Source organism: Streptomyces sp. NPDC101237 (genome assembly GCF_044767465.1).
GTDB lineage: Bacteria > Actinomycetota > Actinomycetes > Streptomycetales > Streptomycetaceae > Streptomyces > Streptomyces gramineus.
Map to the genome: position 1 here is coordinate 68786 of NZ_JBIWNY010000013.1, position 15862 is coordinate 84647.

16 protein-coding genes are annotated in these 15862 nt (G+C 72.2%); 4 read left to right on the forward strand and 12 right to left on the reverse strand.

Translation table 11 applies throughout. The features are described 5' to 3' along the window. Positions 1–73: 73 nt before the first annotated feature. From ACIRQ9_RS21090 to ACIRQ9_RS21105, 4 genes are all read right to left on the reverse strand, one after another. On the reverse strand, positions 74–1171 hold the full coding sequence (locus ACIRQ9_RS21090) for a PDZ domain-containing protein (protein WP_404175311.1): 1098 nt from the start codon (positions 1169–1171) through the stop codon (positions 74–76). A 60-nt stretch (positions 1172–1231) separates the two neighbouring features. Continuing rightward, complete coding sequence (locus ACIRQ9_RS21095; protein ID WP_404175313.1) at positions 1232–1396, reverse strand: hypothetical protein; 165 nt, start codon at positions 1394–1396, stop codon at positions 1232–1234. A 117-nt stretch (positions 1397–1513) separates the two neighbouring features. Further along, complete coding sequence (locus ACIRQ9_RS21100; RefSeq protein ID WP_404175316.1) at positions 1514–1975, reverse strand: molybdenum cofactor biosynthesis protein MoaE; 462 nt, start codon at positions 1973–1975, stop codon at positions 1514–1516. 108 nt (positions 1976–2083) lie between these two features. Then, complete coding sequence (locus tag ACIRQ9_RS21105) at positions 2084–3196, reverse strand: SDR family oxidoreductase (protein WP_404175319.1); 1113 nt, start codon at positions 3194–3196, stop codon at positions 2084–2086. Between the two features lie 193 nt (positions 3197–3389). Between ACIRQ9_RS21105 and ACIRQ9_RS21110 the strand changes: the two genes are divergently transcribed. Both ACIRQ9_RS21110 and ACIRQ9_RS21115 read left to right on the forward strand, forming a co-directional pair. Continuing rightward, a complete protein-coding gene (locus ACIRQ9_RS21110; RefSeq protein ID WP_404175322.1) occupies positions 3390–4847 on the forward strand; it encodes a zinc-dependent metalloprotease in 1458 nt (485 codons plus the stop codon). Beyond that, complete coding sequence (locus ACIRQ9_RS21115; protein WP_404175324.1) at positions 4844–5365, forward strand: NUDIX hydrolase; 522 nt, start codon at positions 4844–4846, stop codon at positions 5363–5365. The genes ACIRQ9_RS21110 and ACIRQ9_RS21115 overlap by 4 nt, the downstream gene beginning before the upstream one ends. A gap of 63 nt (positions 5366–5428) precedes the next feature. Here ACIRQ9_RS21115 and ACIRQ9_RS21120 read toward each other — a convergent pair whose 3' ends face one another. The 4 genes from ACIRQ9_RS21120 to ACIRQ9_RS21135 form a co-directional block, all read right to left on the reverse strand. After that, the gene (locus ACIRQ9_RS21120) at positions 5429–6184 is read right to left on the reverse strand and encodes an AIM24 family protein (RefSeq protein ID WP_404175327.1); all 756 of its coding nucleotides are present in this window, start codon (positions 6182–6184) and stop codon (positions 5429–5431) included. A 17-nt stretch (positions 6185–6201) separates the two neighbouring features. Next, positions 6202–6882: an AIM24 family protein gene (locus ACIRQ9_RS21125; RefSeq protein ID WP_404175330.1), complete on the reverse strand. Its 681-nt coding sequence runs from the start codon at positions 6880–6882 to the stop codon at positions 6202–6204. Between the two features lie 11 nt (positions 6883–6893). Beyond that, positions 6894–8546 carry a TerD family protein gene (locus ACIRQ9_RS21130; protein ID WP_404175333.1) on the reverse strand — a complete coding sequence of 551 codons (1653 nt, stop codon included), beginning with the start codon at positions 8544–8546 and terminating at the stop codon, positions 6894–6896. 135 nt (positions 8547–8681) lie between these two features. Then, a complete protein-coding gene (locus tag ACIRQ9_RS21135) occupies positions 8682–9278 on the reverse strand; it encodes a M48 family metallopeptidase (protein WP_404175337.1) in 597 nt (198 codons plus the stop codon). A 226-nt stretch (positions 9279–9504) separates the two neighbouring features. Between ACIRQ9_RS21135 and ACIRQ9_RS21140 the strand changes: the two genes are divergently transcribed. Both ACIRQ9_RS21140 and ACIRQ9_RS21145 read left to right on the forward strand, forming a co-directional pair. Next, entirely contained in the window at positions 9505–10710 is a 1206-nt protein-coding gene (locus ACIRQ9_RS21140; protein ID WP_404175340.1) for a TOMM precursor leader peptide-binding protein, read from the forward strand. Beyond that, positions 10703–12127, forward strand: a complete 1425-nt coding sequence (locus tag ACIRQ9_RS21145) for an ABC1 kinase family protein (protein WP_404175343.1) — start codon at positions 10703–10705, stop codon at positions 12125–12127. The genes ACIRQ9_RS21140 and ACIRQ9_RS21145 overlap by 8 nt, the downstream gene beginning before the upstream one ends. Before the next feature lie 173 nt (positions 12128–12300). Here ACIRQ9_RS21145 and ACIRQ9_RS21150 read toward each other — a convergent pair whose 3' ends face one another. The 4 genes from ACIRQ9_RS21150 to ACIRQ9_RS21165 all read right to left on the reverse strand — a co-directional run bounded on the left by ACIRQ9_RS21150 (position 12301) and on the right by ACIRQ9_RS21165 (position 15843). Continuing rightward, entirely contained in the window at positions 12301–12627 is a 327-nt protein-coding gene (locus tag ACIRQ9_RS21150; RefSeq protein ID WP_404175346.1) for a hypothetical protein, read from the reverse strand. Continuing rightward, a complete protein-coding gene (locus ACIRQ9_RS21155) occupies positions 12624–12992 on the reverse strand; it encodes a WhiB family transcriptional regulator (RefSeq protein ID WP_351321655.1) in 369 nt (122 codons plus the stop codon). The genes ACIRQ9_RS21150 and ACIRQ9_RS21155 overlap by 4 nt, the downstream gene beginning before the upstream one ends. Positions 12993–13163: 171 nt before the next feature. Then, the gene (locus ACIRQ9_RS21160; protein WP_404175779.1) at positions 13164–13448 is read right to left on the reverse strand and encodes a hypothetical protein; all 285 of its coding nucleotides are present in this window, start codon (positions 13446–13448) and stop codon (positions 13164–13166) included. 199 nt (positions 13449–13647) lie between these two features. Then, the gene (locus ACIRQ9_RS21165) at positions 13648–15843 is read right to left on the reverse strand and encodes an ATP-dependent DNA helicase UvrD2 (RefSeq protein WP_404175349.1); all 2196 of its coding nucleotides are present in this window, start codon (positions 15841–15843) and stop codon (positions 13648–13650) included. Positions 15844–15862 lie beyond the last annotated feature (19 nt).

Genomic DNA, 15862 nt, shown 5'->3' on the forward strand with positions numbered 1-15862 from the left:
GGCCCGCGCACGACGCCGGGGGCGCTCCTCGTCACGAGGGGCGCCCCCGGGGCGTCGGAGCCGCTCGGATGCCTCAGCCCTTGGTTCCGCACTTCGGCAGGGCGCCGGTGTTCCCGGCGCGGATGTCCTTGAGGGCGCCGAGGGCGTCGTCGATCGTCTTGACCTTGACCAGGGTGAGCCCGCCCGGGGTGTCCTTGGCCGCCTCGGCGCAGTTGTCGGCCGGGGTCAGGAAGTACTGGGCGCCCTTGTCGCGGGCCCCGATGGTCTTCAGGGAGATGCCGCCGATCGGGCCGACCGTGCCGTCGTCGGCGATCGTGCCGGTGCCGGCGACGAACCTGCCGCCGGTGAGGCTGCCCGGGGTGAGCTTGTCGTAGATGCCGAGCGCGAACATGAGGCCGGCGCTCGGTCCGCCGACGTCGGCCAGCTTGATGTCGACGGTGAACGGGAACGTGTGATCGGTCCCGGCCGAGATCCCGACGATGGCCCGCTTCTCGCCCTTGTCGGAGGAGGCGGCCGTCCGCACGGTGATCTTCTCGGTCCTGGTGGCCGTCTTCTTCGCCTTCTGGGCGGCGGCCTGCTCCTTGGCGGGCACGACCGTGAAGACGACGTCCTCGCCGGGCTTGTGCTTGGTCACCAGCGTGGCGACGTCGGCCGGCTGCTTGACCGCCGTGCCGTCGACGTCCTTGATGACGTCACCGGCGTGCAGCCTGCCCTCGGAGGGCGAGTCCTTGAGGACCGTCGAGACGATGACCCAGGACTTCACCGGGACGCCCAGTTCCTTCAGGGCGGCGACCTTCGCGCTCTCCTGGGACTCGCTGAACTCCTCGGCGTTCTCCTGGGTGGACTGCTGTTCGGTCTTGCCGTCCGGGTAGAGCGTGTCGTGCGGCACGACCTTGGTGTCGTGGGAGAGCCAGCCGTAGAGGGCCTCCACGAGGTTCATCTTGTAGTCGGCGCTGGTCACCCGCACCGTCGTCATGTTCAGGTGCCCGGAGGTCGCGTAGGTCTTGTGACCGGAGATCTGCAGCACCGGCTCGCCGCCGTGGTCCCCGAGCGTGTTCACGGTCGGGCCGGGGGACATCTCCGAGTACGGCACGTTGATGAGCACTCCGGCGCACAGGAGCGCGATCAGCATCAGGGTGGAGGCGAGCATCGTCGCGGTGCGGCGTGGCATGCGAAGACAGTACGGGACGTGTCTGTCGGCGCACCGTCAGGGCCACCCGTGAAAGCCGGCTCAGCCGCCGGAGTGGGACCGCTCCATCGCCTCGCGGAACCGGGCGTACCCGTCGAGTTCGGGCCCGTCGCTCCGCGTCCTCCTGGTCCGGTTGGCCCAGCTTCCCCACAGACCGGCTGCGACCGCGGCGACCAGCGGAATCAGCAGCCAGACAAGCGCCCCCATGCCGACCTCCCAACCCCTGTGACCGTCCGCGACTGACTGATCAGCAGATTAATCATCCGCTCTGACAACGCTCACGCGGGGGGTACGGTTACGCAACCGGAGCCCGGACAGGTGTTCTCAGCAGGCCCCGACCCATTCCTCCGTGCCGTCCGAGAACGTCTGGTGCTTCCAGATGGGCACTTCGTGCTTGATGTCGTCGATCAGCTTCCGACAGGCTTCGAAGGCATCCCCGCGATGCGGACACGCCACGCCGACGACCACGGCGAGATCACCCACCCGCAGGTCGCCCACCCGGTGGACCGCGGCCAGCGCCCGCACCGGGTACTCGGCGACGACCTTCTCCGCGATCCGCCGCATCTCGCTCTCGGCACTGGGATGACACGAATAGCCGAGCGCGTCCACGTCGGCCCCCCCGTCGTGGTTCCGCACGGTTCCCACGAAGAGCGCGACGCCGCCGGCCGCGTCGTCCCCGACGGCCGCGAAGACCTCGTCCACGGACAGCGCGCTCTCCCGGATCCCGATCAGCTTGACGGGATCTTCGGCACCCAGTTCACCGGGATGATCGTTCACAGCAGCCATGCACCCATCGTGCCGCACGCGCGGGGCCACACGGAACACACCCAACGACCCACACGCGCGCGTGTGCGTTCGGAGACTCCTACGACGGAGGTCCCGGCGGGCCGGCGGTCAGATCCGCCGCCGGGCCTTGCGGGCCCGCCGCACCACGGCCGCCGCGCCCAGCAGCGCGACCGTCGCGCCCGCCGCGCCCGCCGCCGTCGCGTCCTTGCGGCCGAGCCGCCGGCCGGCCACCGTGTGCCGCCCTGCCGCCTCCTCCAGCAGCTCGGCGAGCACCTCCTCGTTCGTCCACGCAGGCCGCCAGCCGGCGTCGTGCAGCCTGCTGCCGCTCACCACCCACGGGTACATCGTGTAGGCGAGGTCACCGGCGGGCGACGGGGTCAGCCCGATCCGGTGCAGGCGGGCCGCGGCGCCGAGCGCCACCGCCGAGGGCAGCTCCATGCGCCGGATCCCGCTGAGCTCCTCGACCTCCTCCTGCTCCAGCCAGCCGTCACAGCCGACCGCGAGTTCCCCCTCGACCTGCTCCAGTACGGCGCACTCCAGCGCGCTGCACAGGTCCTCGACGTGGCAGAACTGCCAGGCCGGCCGCGAACCGGCGACGACGAGCAGGCGGGGCGACTCGAAGTACCTGGTCAGCGCGGTGTCGGTGCCGCCGACGAGTACCGCGGGCCGCACGACGGTCACATTCAGGCCGGGGTGCGCGCGGGGCGCCCGGCGCGCGAGCCGCTCGATCTCCAGCAGGTCGCCGACACCGGTGGCCTCCGCGGTGGCGCGCAGCTCCGCGTCCTCGGACAGCGGCAGCTCGTTGTCCGGGAGGGCGCCGTAGACCATCGCGGAGGTGCAGAGCACCACGCGGTGCACCCCGGCCGCGGCCGCCGCGGTCAGCACGGTCTGCGTCCCCCGCACGTTGTAGGCCGTTCGGGCGGCGGGATCCGTCTCCAGATCCAGGTCGAGCGCGAGATGCACCACCACGTCGGCCCCGCGGAGCTTGTCCGCGATGGCCGGATCCCGTACGTCGAGGATGTGCCACTGGGCGTCCGCGCACTCCCCGCGCCGCTCGTCGATGGCGATGACCTGCCTGATCTCCCCGGACGCGGCCAGCCGCTCGGTGAGCAGCGCGCCGACCCCGGTCGCGGCGCCGGTCACGGCGACGACGGGCCCGCGCACGGCGGCAGGGGTTGACGGGTTTCGCGCTGCGCGAACCTGCGGATCTGGGGAACTCACCGGGCGTCTCCAGCGGTTGTCTTCAGTACGAGCGTGAGTGACGCGTACGTACCAGGTGGCATCCATCCTGCCGCAGGCCGACTGTCGGCGAAGCACCGAGGCCCGATCGGGCCGGGGTGTCTACGCTGGGTGGTGTTGTCGGGCAGCCGCGCCGCCGGGAGAGAACCGGTGGCCTTACCAGCCGAGGATTCCCGTGAGTGACACCCCATTCGGTTTCGGCCTTCCGCCGGAGGAGCCGGAAGACGGCGACGAGGGCATGAAGAAGGACCAGCAGAGCGGTGGTGGGCTGGGACCGGCCAACCCGTTCGGTTTCGGCACACCGGGGGCCGGCGGCCCCGGCGCCCCGGGCGCCGACAATCCGTTCGCCGCCATGTTCGGCTCGCTCAACCCCACCGACCTGGGCGCGGCCTTCCAGCAGCTCGGCCAGATGCTCTCCTACGAGGGCGGGCCGGTGAACTGGGACATGGCCAAGCAGATCGCCCGCCAGACGGTCTCCCAGGGCACCTCCGACGGCGTCAAGGACGCGAGCGTGGGTCCCTCGGACCGCACGGCGGTCGAGGAGGCGGTGCGCCTGGCCGACCTGTGGCTGGACGACGCGACGTCGCTGCCGTCCGGATCCGGCTCGGCCGTGGCGTGGTCGCGCGCGGAGTGGGTGGAGGCGACGCTGCCCGCCTGGCAGGAGCTGGTCGACCCGGTCGCCGAGCGGGTCGGCGCCGCGATGGGCGACGTCCTGCCGGAGGAGATGCAGGCCATGGCAGGCCCGCTGATCGGCATGATGCGCTCGATGGGCGGAGCCATGTTCGGCACGCAGATCGGCCAGGCCGTCGGCGTGCTCGCGGGCGAGGTCGTCGGCTCGACCGACGTCGGCCTGCCGCTCGGCCCGGTCGGCCGGGCCGCGCTGCTCCCGGCGAACATCGAGGCGTTCGGCAAGGACCTCGGTGTGCCCAAGGAGGAGGTGCGGCTGTATCTCGCGCTGCGCGAGGCGGCCCACCAGCGCCTGTTCGCGCACGTGCCGTGGCTCCGCTCGCACCTGTTCGGCGCGGTCGACGGGTACGCGCGCGGGATCAAGGTCGACACGGCCAAGCTGGAGGACGTGGTCGGTCAGTTCGACCCGCAGAACCCCGAGCAGCTGCAGGACGCGCTCCAGCAGGGCATGTTCCAGCCCGAGGACACGCCCGAGCAGAAGGCGGCCCTGGCCCGCCTGGAGACCGCGCTGGCCCTCGTCGAGGGCTGGGTCGACGCGGTGGTCCACGCGGCGGCCAAGCCGCGCCTGTCGTCCGCCGACGCGCTGCGCGAGACCCTGCGCCGGCGCCGGGCCACGGGCGGTCCCGCGGAGCAGACGTTCGCGACGCTGATCGGCCTGGAGCTGCGCCCGCGCCGGCTGCGCGACGCCTCCCGTCTGTGGGCGTCGCTGACGGACGCGCGCGGTGTGGACGGCCGGGACGGGCTGTGGGCGCACCCGGACATGCTGCCGACCGCGGGCGACCTGGACGACCCGGACGGCTTCGTGCACCGCGAGCAGCTGGACTTCTCCGAGCTGGACAAGATGCTCGGCGAGGCGGCCCAGAAGCCGGACCTGCACAAGCCGGACCTGCGCAAGAAGGACGACGGGGCAGAGGGCGACGGGGCAGAGGGCGACGGAACCGAGTGAACCTGTACGACGACACGGTCCTCGTCCTCAAGGGGTACGAGGGCCAGGAAGAACTGCGTCAGGCCTACCTGGACCATCTGGCGGCGCACCCGGACGGCCTGTGGAAGGCGTGTCAGGCGGGCCATGTCACGGCGAGCGCGGTGGTGGTCGACCCCGAGCGGGGGCGGGTGCTGCTGACCCTGCACCGCAAGCTGCGGATGTGGCTGCAGATGGGCGGCCACTGCGAGCCGGGCGACGCCACGCTGGCCGCGGCGGCCCTGCGGGAGGCGACCGAGGAGTCCGGGATCCCCGGACTGACCCTGCTGCCGGGCGGCCCGGTGCGCCTTGACCGGCACGCGCTCCCGGCGCCGTGCCACTGGCACTTCGACGTCCAGTACGTGGCCGTGGCCCCGCCGGGCGCCGCGCACGCGGTCAGCGACGAGTCCCTCGACGTCCGCTGGTTCGCCTACGACGAGGTCGGCGAGGTCGCCGACGAGTCGGTCGTACGACTGCTGGACGCGGCCCGCGCCCGGCTGTGAGGCACGCGCGAGCACAGGGCTGAGGGGCGCCCGCCGAGGCGGGCGCCCCTCCCCCGTGGGCCGTCAGCTCCAGACGTTGCCCTGGTTCATTCCGCGCGCGCCCTGCTGGCCCATCCCGAACTGAGCGGCGAGACCCTGGCCGATCTGGGCGCCCTGCGGCGGGAGCAGTTCACTCGGCTGGACCAACGCGAAGCCACTTCCCATGAAGCTGAGCTCCCAGCCCTCGCCGGTGCTGCCGCGACGCCGCCACACGCCCGAGGAATGCGTCTGGGCCTGCATCTGGACGCGCAGCCCGGTGGACCAGGCGACGATCGCGTCGGCGTCGCAGTTCACGTACTTGTCGGGTGTGACCTGCATCAGCAGCGGCGCGCCCGAGGTCATCAGCGCGACCTTGCCGTGGCCGGTGATGTTGAGCTGGTACTTCCCGGAGCCGGAGATGCCGTAGAGGCTGTCCACCGCCACCACCTCGTGGTGCAGCGAGGAGTCCATGGCGAGGACGTAGCCGCTGTCCACGGTCAGCCCGTCCGGCTCCACGTCCACCACGTGCACGTGCTGGGCGAGGTTGGCCAGGTACACCGTGCCCTGCCCGTGGCAGCGCATGAGGTCCAGGCCCTCGCCGGTGTACGCACGCGCGCGTGCCTGGTCGCGGCCCTGGTACTCGGCGTCGAACTCGACGAGCCCCTGGTAGGCGACCATGGTGCCCTTGCGGGCGAGGATGTCGTCGTGGCCCTCCAGGACGACCCGCAGCATCTGCTTGTTCTGCAGGCTGTAGCGGTCCGGGGCCTGGGAGTCGTTGAAGGCGAAAAGCGGGCTCTGCATGATGGTCTGGCTCCCCCTCAGCCCCGGAAACGAAGGCGGTCGGTGCTGTCCTCGCTGGGCTGGACGACGACGATGCCCTGCCCGGAGAAGGCCATCTGGTAGGCCTCGCCGCTGCCCCGGCCGATCAGGGACTGCGCCTTGAAGCTGCGCTTGCCCTTCACCTTGAGGTTCGGGGACCAGGCGACCAGCGCGTCCGGGTCGACGTACGTCTCGTCCTCGCCGCCGCCGCAGTCGACGACGATCGGCTTGCCCCGGGAGGTCAGCGCGACCCAGCCCTGCCCGGAGATCCTGGTGTTCCACAGGCCCTGGCCGGCGAACTTCGCGAGCCCCTTGACCCGCTCGACGCCCCACGTCAGATGCGCGTCGAAGGCGAGCAGGTTGGTGGCGTTGACGGAGATGCCGTCGCCGTTGAGGTTGATGACGACGACGTTCGCGCCGTAGTCGGCCAGGTAGAGCAGGCCGTCGCCGGAGCACTTCATCAAGGGAGCGCCCTCGCCGGTCATCCAGTCCCGGGCGATCTGGCGGACGGCGGGCGGGTTGGGCTCGTACTGGACGAAGCCCTCGTAGGCGACCATCGACCCCACGCGCGCGAGGAGGTCGCTGCCGGTCTGCATGGCGACCTTCAGCATGTGGTCGCCGTGGTTCTCCATGCGGGCGGTGACGGGTGCGGGGGCGTAGCCCGCGAGCGGCTGGTTCATGACGGGCTCCCTCAGACCTCGTACGGCTGGACCACGATGAAGTTGCCGGGGGCGCCCCGGAACTGCAGGTTGACGCTCTCGCCGGTGTCGCCCGGATAGGCGTTGCGGCGCATCCGGACCTGGCTGGAGACGATCACCTGGGAGGCCGCCGACCAGGCGACCACGGCGTTGCAGTCGGCGAACGTCGTCGGGGTCACGGGCAGCACGACGGGCGTGCCGTGCGTCTTGACGACGATCGTGCCGGTGCCCTGGAACTGCATGGTGAACAGCGCGCCGCCGGGGATGCCGTGGCCCTCGATCCGGCGGACCTCGTACTGGAGGCTCTCGTCGAAGGCGAGGACGCTCTCGGCGGAGACGCAGATCGCGTCGCCCTGGAGCTCGATGGGGTGCACGTTCGCGGAGTTCTCCGCGAAGAACACCTGGCCCTGGCCGGTACAGCGCATCAGCTGCATCTCCTGGCCGGTGGCGTTGCCCACGATCCGGCCGGCGAACCCGGCGCCCTTGTAGCTGAAGTCGACCTTGCCCTGGTAGAGCACCATGCTGCCCTGCCGGGCGAGCACGGGCTGGCCGCCCATGCCCAGGTCGACACGGATGAGCTTGCTGTTCTGCGGGGTCCAGCGCTGCCCGGTGGGCGTCTCCTTGAACTTCTGGAGGGCCGCGCCCACACCGGCACCGCCCGCGGGCGCGCCCTGCGGCACGGCGTAGGTCTGCTGGCCGGGGACCTGCCCGAACGGCGGCTGCTGGCCGTAGCCCGCGGGCGGGCCCGGGGCCTGCGGCGGCTGCGGGTAGCCGGGCAGCGGGGCCGGGGGCTGCGGGGGGCCGGGGGGCTGGCCGTAGCCGGGCGGCATCGGCGCGTTCGGGGCGGGCGGGCGGCCGTAGGGCGCGGGGGCCGGGGCCGGAGGCGGCACGGTGCCGGGGCCGGGCGGGGCCAGCGGGGCGATGACGGTGGGCGCGCCGTGCATGTTCGGAAGCGGCGTGGGGCCGGGCGCCGGGGGCGGGGTGAAGCCCTGGGGCGCGGGCGCGGGGGGTGCCGGGGCCGGGGTGGGCGCGGCCGGGGCGCCGAACGCGGGCGGCGCGAAACCGGGCGCGGCCCCGGCCTGCGACGGCTGCGGCTCGGGCGCGGCGGGCGCCTCCTCCTCCATCACCTCGCCGCCGAAGTTCTTCAGCAGCGCTTCGAGACCACCGTCGAAGCCCTGCCCGACGGCGGCGAAACGCCAGACGTCCTTCAGGTAGAAGTCGCCGAGCATCACGGCGCGCTCGGTGGAGAACTCCGAACCGTCGAAGGAGTAGCGGGCCACCTCTTCGCCGCCCGCGACGATCCGGATGTATCCGGGTCCGACCTGCGACATCTGTCCGGCGCCGTCCAGGGTCGCCGTGAAGGCGAGCTTCTGGATCCGCGGCGGGACCCGGTCCAGCGTGACCCGGAAGGACTCCGTGTCGCCGGCCTGCGCACCCAGCAGCTGGATGGACTCCTCGGGTGACTTCGGCTGGTTGAAGAAGACGAAGTACCGGTCGTCCGAGAGCCGTTCGTCGGCGTCCAGGCCGAAGCAGCTGATGTCGAAGGACAGTCCGGGCCCGGCGATCTGCACACCTACGTACAGATCGGTGCCCGCCGTCAGGTCACTGATCCTGGCCTTGTGGCCGCGTTGGAATTCCCTGGCCATACGCTACGACCGTCCCCCATCCCGAATGTGAGTGCGTCGCGCCAGGCTAACGGCTAACCCTGACATCGGCGGACGTCGGTACAGACCCGGTACACAACCGGGCTCTTCGGTCCCTGGGGCGCCCGGCGGGGCCGGTCACTCGTCGCGGACACCGGGGGAATGGGGCAGCCGGTCGGCGGCGACCACGCCTTCGAGGTAGCCGCGGGCCCGCTCGGTGCGCGGATACGCCTCCAGGAGCCGCCAGAAGTCGGGGCCGTGGCCGGGCACCAGCAGATGCGCCAGTTCGTGGCAGAGCACGTAGTCGACGACGTACTCGGGCATGCCCTGCAACCGGTGGGAGAGACGGATGCTGCCCTCGGCTGGGGTGCAGGAGCCCCAGCGGGTGTTCTGGTTGGTGACCCAGCGCACCGAGACGGGGCGGGCCCGGCCCGCGAAGTACTGGGCCGACAGCCGCTCGGCGCGCTCGGACAGCTCGGCGTCGCCCAGCACCCGCTTGCTCTCCTGCGCGGCGAGCTTGTTGAGCATGACCGTGACCCAGCGTTTCTCCTCCGCCTCGGACATCCGGGCGGGGATCAGTACGACGGTGCGATCGCCCTCGCGGTACGCGGAGACCGTCCGGCGGCGCCGGGCGCTCCTGCGCACCTCGATCGCGCTCACCCCCAGGCCGCTGGGTGGCTGACTCGTCAGGCTGCGCTGTGGCTTTCCGGCGCTGTGCAGTGGGTCGGCGGGCACGCCCCGACGTTACCCGCTGCACACGGGGGAAGTCCCGGGTCCGGGACGGTTCGCCGCCGATCCCCCACCATGCGTCTGATTTGTACGACGAATACTCACCGCCTGTGGACAACTTCCGGCGTCCGTGGAGCGTGCCGGGCATGCTGGCAGTCGTCGGGCGGAGCGTGACCGGCTCCACCGGCGGACGGGATCTTCCATGACCTTTCGGCAACCACGGGGGACTGTCGTGCATCCACGGGTGAAGACCGCGCTCCGGCGCGGCTGGCGTGACCTCAACACGGTGCAGTTCGGAATGACACCGGCGCACGCGATGACCCTCGGGCCGATGGACACGGCGACCGGCAGCTTCCTGGACCTGCTCGACGGGGCCCGCGGGCTCCCGCTGCTGCGTGCCGAGGGGCGTCGCATGGATCTTCCGGACGGGCACGTCGACGCGCTGGTGGAGCGGCTGTCCCGAGCCGGGCTCGTCGACGACGCGCACGGCGGCGGACCGGCCGCGGTGGCGCTGCGCGCCAGGCCGGAGGTCCTGGACCGGCTCGCTCCCGATCTCGCGTCGCTGTCCCTGATCACTCCGGATCCGGGTGGCGCGATCGACCGGCTGGCGGCCCGGCGCGCCCTGCGGGTGCAGGTGCGGGGCGCGGGCCGGGTCGGGGTGACGCTGGCCGCCCTGCTGTCGGGCGCGGGCGTCGGCGAGGTCGACGTGCGGGACGTGGGACTGGTCCAGCCAGGGGACGTGGCGCCGGGCGGCCTGCCGGCGGAGTCGGTCGGCGAGCGGCGCGACACGGCCGCCCGCCAGGTGGTCCGCCGGGCCGCCCCCGATCGGCCGCCGCGCCGCCCCGGCCCGGACGGGGCGGAGCCCGGACTGTCCCTGGTGGTGATCGCCCCGCGTGACGACGTCCTGGTGCACGCCCCGGACGCCGGGGCCGCCGAGCCGCTCATGACCTCCGGGACACCTCACCTCTACACGGGCGTCGTGGAGGGCACCGGGGTCGTCGGTCCGCTCGTCCTGCCCGGCGGGACCGGCTGCGCGCGCTGTCTGCACGAGCACCGCACGGACCGGGACCCGGCCTGGCCGCGCCTCATCGCCCAGTGGCGGTCCGGGCGGGCCCGCCGGATGGGGGCCTGCGACCTCACCCTGGCCACGGCCGTGGCGGGCCTGTCGGCCGCGCACGCCCTGGCCTTCCTCGACGGGGAGTCGCCGTCCGGTACGGGAGTGCGCTGGGAGGCGTCCGTGCCTGCTCTGCGCTGGCGGGCGTCGCCGGTCAGGCCGCATCCCGCATGCCCGTGCGGTGCGGCGGAGAAAGCTAAAGGGGAGCACACATCAACCGACGGGGCCCGGCACGCGACAATGGTGGGGCAACGGCCATCGGCGGAGCGCCGCGAGCATACGGGCGCCGCGGGGCCGACTGGGACTTGGAGGGCGCATGTCTGATCTTCCCCGGAAGGCGGTCACCCGGACCGCCAAACTCGCCGCGCTCCCGCTCGGCATCGCCGGCCGGGCGACCTGGGGTCTGGGCAAGCGCATCGTCGGCGAGTCGGCGGAGATCGTCGGCCGCGAACTTCAGCAGCGGACCGCGGAGCAGCTCTTCAAGGTCCTCGGCGAGTTGAAGGGCGGGGCGATGAAGTTCGGGCAGGCCCTGTCCGTCTTCGAGTCCGCCCTGCCCGAGGAGATCGCCGGCCCCTACCGGGCGGCCCTCACCCGCCTCCAGGAGGCCGCCCCGCCGATGCCGGCCGCCACGATGCACGCGGTGCTCGCCGAGCGGCTGGGCGAGGACTGGCGCGAGCTGTTCCTGGAGTTCGAGGAGAAGCCCGCGGCGGCGGCCTCGATCGGGCAGGTGCACCGGGCGGTGTGGCACGACGGCCGGGTGGTCGCGGTCAAGGTGCAGTATCCGGGAGCCGGCGAGGCCCTGCTGTCCGACCTGGGGCAGTTGAGCCGCTTCGCCCGTCTGCTGGGTCCGCTGATCCCGGGCATGGACATCAAGCCCCTGATCACGGAGTTGCGTGACCGGGTCTCCGAGGAGCTGGACTACGCCCTGGAGGCCGAGGCCCAGTCCGCGCACGCGGAGGAGTTCGCGGACGACCCGGACGTGGTGGTCCCGGCGGTGGTCCACCAGTGCGAGCAGATCCTGATCACGGAGTGGATCGACGGGACACCGCTCTCGGAGATCATCTCGGCGGGCACCCAGGAACAGCGCGACCGGGCCGGTCAGCTCCTGGCGCGGTTCCTGTTCTCGGGCCCGGCCCGCACCGGCCTCCTGCACGCCGACCCGCACCCGGGCAACTTCCGTCTGCTGCCCGGCGGCCCGGAGGACGAGGAGAAGTGGCTGCTGGGCGTGCTGGACTTCGGCACGGTCGACCGTCTCGCCGGCGGTCTGCCCGCCCCGATCGGCGACTCCCTGCGGATGACGCTGGACGGCGACTCCGAGGCGGTCTACGAGCTGCTGCGCGCCGAGGGGTTCGTCAGGGAATCCATAGAGCTGGACCCCGACGCGGTCCTGGACTACCTGCTGCCGATCATCGAGCCGGCGCAGGTCGACGAGTTCACCTTCACCCGGAACTGGATGCGCGGTCAGGCGGCCCGTATCGCAGACCCCCGCAATCCCGCCTACCAGCTCGGCAAGCAGCTCAACCTGCCGCCCGCCTACCTGCTGATACACCGGGTGACGCTGAGCACCATCGGTGTGCTGTGCCAGCTCGGCGCGACGGTGCGGCTGCGCGAGGAGCTGGAGGAATGGCTGCCCGGTTTCGTCCTCGACGAGGCCGCGGAAACGCAGGAGGCGCAAACGCAGGACGCGGAAGCCGACGGCTCCCCGGACGCCGAAGCGGAGGCGGCCGTCGAGGCCCAGTAGGGGGACGGCCGCGCGAGGCGGCGGCTCGGGACGACGGCTCCGCGGCACGTGGATCAGCGGGATCAACGCAGCACACCAACGCACCGCGGGGGCCGGTCCGTTCAGCCGGACCGGCCCCCGCGGGAAGCGGTCGCCTCCCTCAGCCGGGAGGCCACCGTTTCAGGTGTTGGTGATCACTGCATGACGGCCATGGCGATCGCACGGCGGGCGCGCATCGAGGCGCGCTCGGCCCGGCGCTGCATCCGGCGAGCGGTCGCCAGGCGCACGGCCCGGCTTTCCCGCTCGGCCTCGTGCAGTCGCTCGTGCATATGCGCACGAGCCAGGGCTTCTGGGATGAGTTGCATTTCGCGGGTCCTGTTCTGACGCGAACCGGTGGTCGTACCGGCGGGAGTGAAGTCTGGGATCGCGGAGCCGGCGGGCTCGCTGGTGGACGGCTTCATCGGGGCCTGCTTCTTGGGATCGTGCGTGAGGGGACGGTCGATCGTTCCGTGGATGTTCATGCCGAGACCGGGTTCTTGCGCGGGCGGCCACGCGGCCGCTTGCGGGCGACGACAACACCCTGGACGAACAGCTCGCCACCCCAGACGCCCCAGGGCTCACGCCGCTCCTTGGCACCGGCGAGGCAGGCCTCGATCAGCGGACAGGTGCGGCAGAGGGACTTGGCGTACTCGACGTCCGCCGGCGACTCCGCGAAGAAGACCTCCGGGTCGTACGAACGGCAGGGGACGGGTACGCCGAGGTTCTCGATGGCGTCGTCGAGCGCGGTGAGCGCGGTGAGGGGGATCAAGGCGGAGTCCTCCGTGGAGCCGGGCGGCGGGTTCGTTTGGGAAGGCGGTACGGACGGGGCGTGCGCTTCGAGTTGCACGGCTGTTGTTCCTCGTCTGGTCGTGCCGGTCGGGTCGACCGGTTGGCGGCTGGTACCGGGTGCTGCTCGTGCCCGAGGCTCCTTCGCCGTTCGTCCCTGTGACGGGACAAACAGAAGGGCCGCGGATCCCGGATGGGGTTCCGCGGCCCTGAAGGCGCCGGCCTGATCGAATCAGGCTGGATCACTCCAGGGTTCTGGCCCACGGAAGGCCCACATCAGGTGGTGCTGCGTCGCCTGCTCCCGGCTTCCGGCACCGGCTGCCGTAAAGGCATAGGCCTGGGCCCGTGCCACTACTGCTTCCAGTGCCTCGGTCGGTCGCTCGTCGCGCTCACGGACGGGAAGGTTCGCGAGAGAAACGGAGGAGGACGCCGGACGCACGGCGGGAATGCCGGACAGACCGGTGCCCGGGTTGGAGACGCCGAGCATGCACGCGGAGACGGCCGAGAGATCGGTCATTTTGGCCGCGCTGATGTTGGTCTTGATGCTGATCACAGGACTCGCCTCCTCTCGGCGTCTTCGGGGGCTGGACGAACCAGCCCGCTCGGGTATGCAAGTACAACACGGAACCGGGCCTTGGAGCAGGCCGCCGCTTCCGTGCCTAGAACCTATGGGGATTGCCGGGGCATGCGCAAACTATTTTTTCGACGAGTTGGCATCAGTCACCCTCCACGACTCCGCCGGGCTGCCGACCTGCGCAGATGGCCAGAACATCGGCGCCGTAACGGTTGAGCTTGCGCATGCCGACACCGGGGATCCGGGCCAGCTCGCGGTCGTCGTCCGGGGCGTTCTCCGCGATCGCCATGAGGGTCCTGTCGGTGAAGACGCAGAAGGCGGGCTGGCCGCTGAGCCGGGCCTGGTCCGCACGCCACTCCCGCAGCCGCTCGTACAGGCCCTCGTCCATGTCGGACGGGCAGTCGTCGCAGCGCATCAGCTTCATCTCGCCCGCGTCGGTGAGGGTGCGACCGCAGACCCGGCAGCGGGCGGGGGTACGGCTCGCGCGCCGGGGCGCGGCCACCGGGCCGGCACCGGACCCCCGTTCGACGCCTGCGGTGCCCGCGCCCGCGCCTCGGCCGACGGTGCCGGTGGAGCCGGGGCGCAGCCCGTCGAGGAAGCGGCTGGGCCTGCGGCCGGAACGGCCTCCGGGGGTGCGGGAGAGCGACCAGGAGAGATGGAGCCGTTCCCTCGCGCGGGTCACCCCCACATAGAGGAGCCGGCGTTCCTCCTCGATCTGTTCGTCGGTCTTCGCATAGGTGATCGGCATCATCCCCTCGGCGACACCGACCAGGAAGACGACGTCCCACTCCAGGCCCTTCGCCGAGTGCAGGGAGGCGAGGGTGACGCCCTGGACGGTCGGGGCGTGCTGGGCGCCCGCGCGCTCGTCGAGTTCCGCGACGAAGTCGGCGAGGCCGGCCGCGGGCCGGGCGGCGGCCACGTCGTGCGCCAGGTTGACCAGGGCGGCCAGCGACTCCCAGCGTTCCCGGACCGCGCCGGAGCCGGCCGGCGGTTCGGTCGTCCAGCCCTCCCCGGACAGGACCGCGCGCACCTGGGAGGGCAGGTCGACGGTGTCGTCGAGCAGCGCGTCGTTGCCGCCGAAGCGGGCCGCGGCACGCAGGGCGACTCCCGCCTTGCGCACCTCGGGCCGGTCGAAGAACCGTTCGGCACCGCGCAGCTGGTAGGGCACGCCCGCGTCGGCGAGGGCCTGCTCGTAGATCTCGGACTGGGAGTTGGTGCGGAAGAGGACGGCGATCTCTGCGGCCGGGACCCCGGCGGCGACCAGCTCCCGGATCCGGCGGGCCGCGCCCTCGGCCTCGGCGGGCTCGTCGGTGTACTCGGTGTGGACGGGCTCGGGTCCCGCGGGGCGCTGGGAGACCAGTTCCAGGCGGTGGTCGGCGGCCCGGCCGCGGGCCTGGGCCAGCAGGCCGTTGGCGAGGCGGACGACCTGGGGGGTGGAGCGGTAGTCGCGGACCAGCTTGACGACGGTGGCCCCGGGGTGGCGGGTGCGGAAGTCGAGCAGATGGTCGGGGGTTGCGCCTGTGAACGAGTAGATGGTCTGGCTGGCGTCCCCGACCACGCACAGGCTGTCCCGGTCGCCGAGCCACAGTTCCAGCAGGCGCTGCTGGAGCGGGCTGACGTCCTGGTACTCGTCGACGACGAAGTGCTGGTACTGGGCGCGGACCTGGTCGGCGATGTCGTGCCGGTCCTGCAGCACGGCGACGGTGAGCAGCAGGACGTCCTCGAAGTCGATGACCCCGCGGTCCCGCTTGAGGTCCTCGTAGGCCGAGTAGATCTGGGCGATCTCGGCCGGGTCGCGGGGGGATTCGCGGCCGGCCTTCACGGCGGCGGGCGCATAGTCGGCGGGCACGGTCTGGGTGACCTTGGACCATTCGATCTCGCCGGTGACGTCGCGCAGCTCGCCCCGGTCCAGCCGGATGCGGCAGGCGGCGGCCGCGTCGGCGACCAGCTGGATCTTGCGGTCGACGAGCCGGGGCAGCGAGCCGCCGACGGCTTTCGGCCAGAAGAACTGGAGCTGGCGCAGCGCGGCCGAGTGGAAGGTGCGGGCCTGCACGCCCTGGGCGCCGAGCTGGCGCAGCCGGCCGCGCATCTCCCCGGCGGCACGGTTGGTGAAGGTGACGGCGAGCACGCTGGACGGCTGGAGGATGCCGGCCCGCACCCCATAGGCGATCCGGTGGGTGATCGCCCGGGTCTTGCCGGTCCCGGCTCCGGCCAGCACGCACACCGGCCCGTGCAGGGCGGTCGCCACTTCGCGCTGCTCGGGGTCGAGCCCGTCGAGCACCGCGTCCGCGGAGTCCGGTACCTGCGGGAAGAGGGAGGAGTGCGTTGCTGGTGTCACACGGCCATGCTGCCAGGTC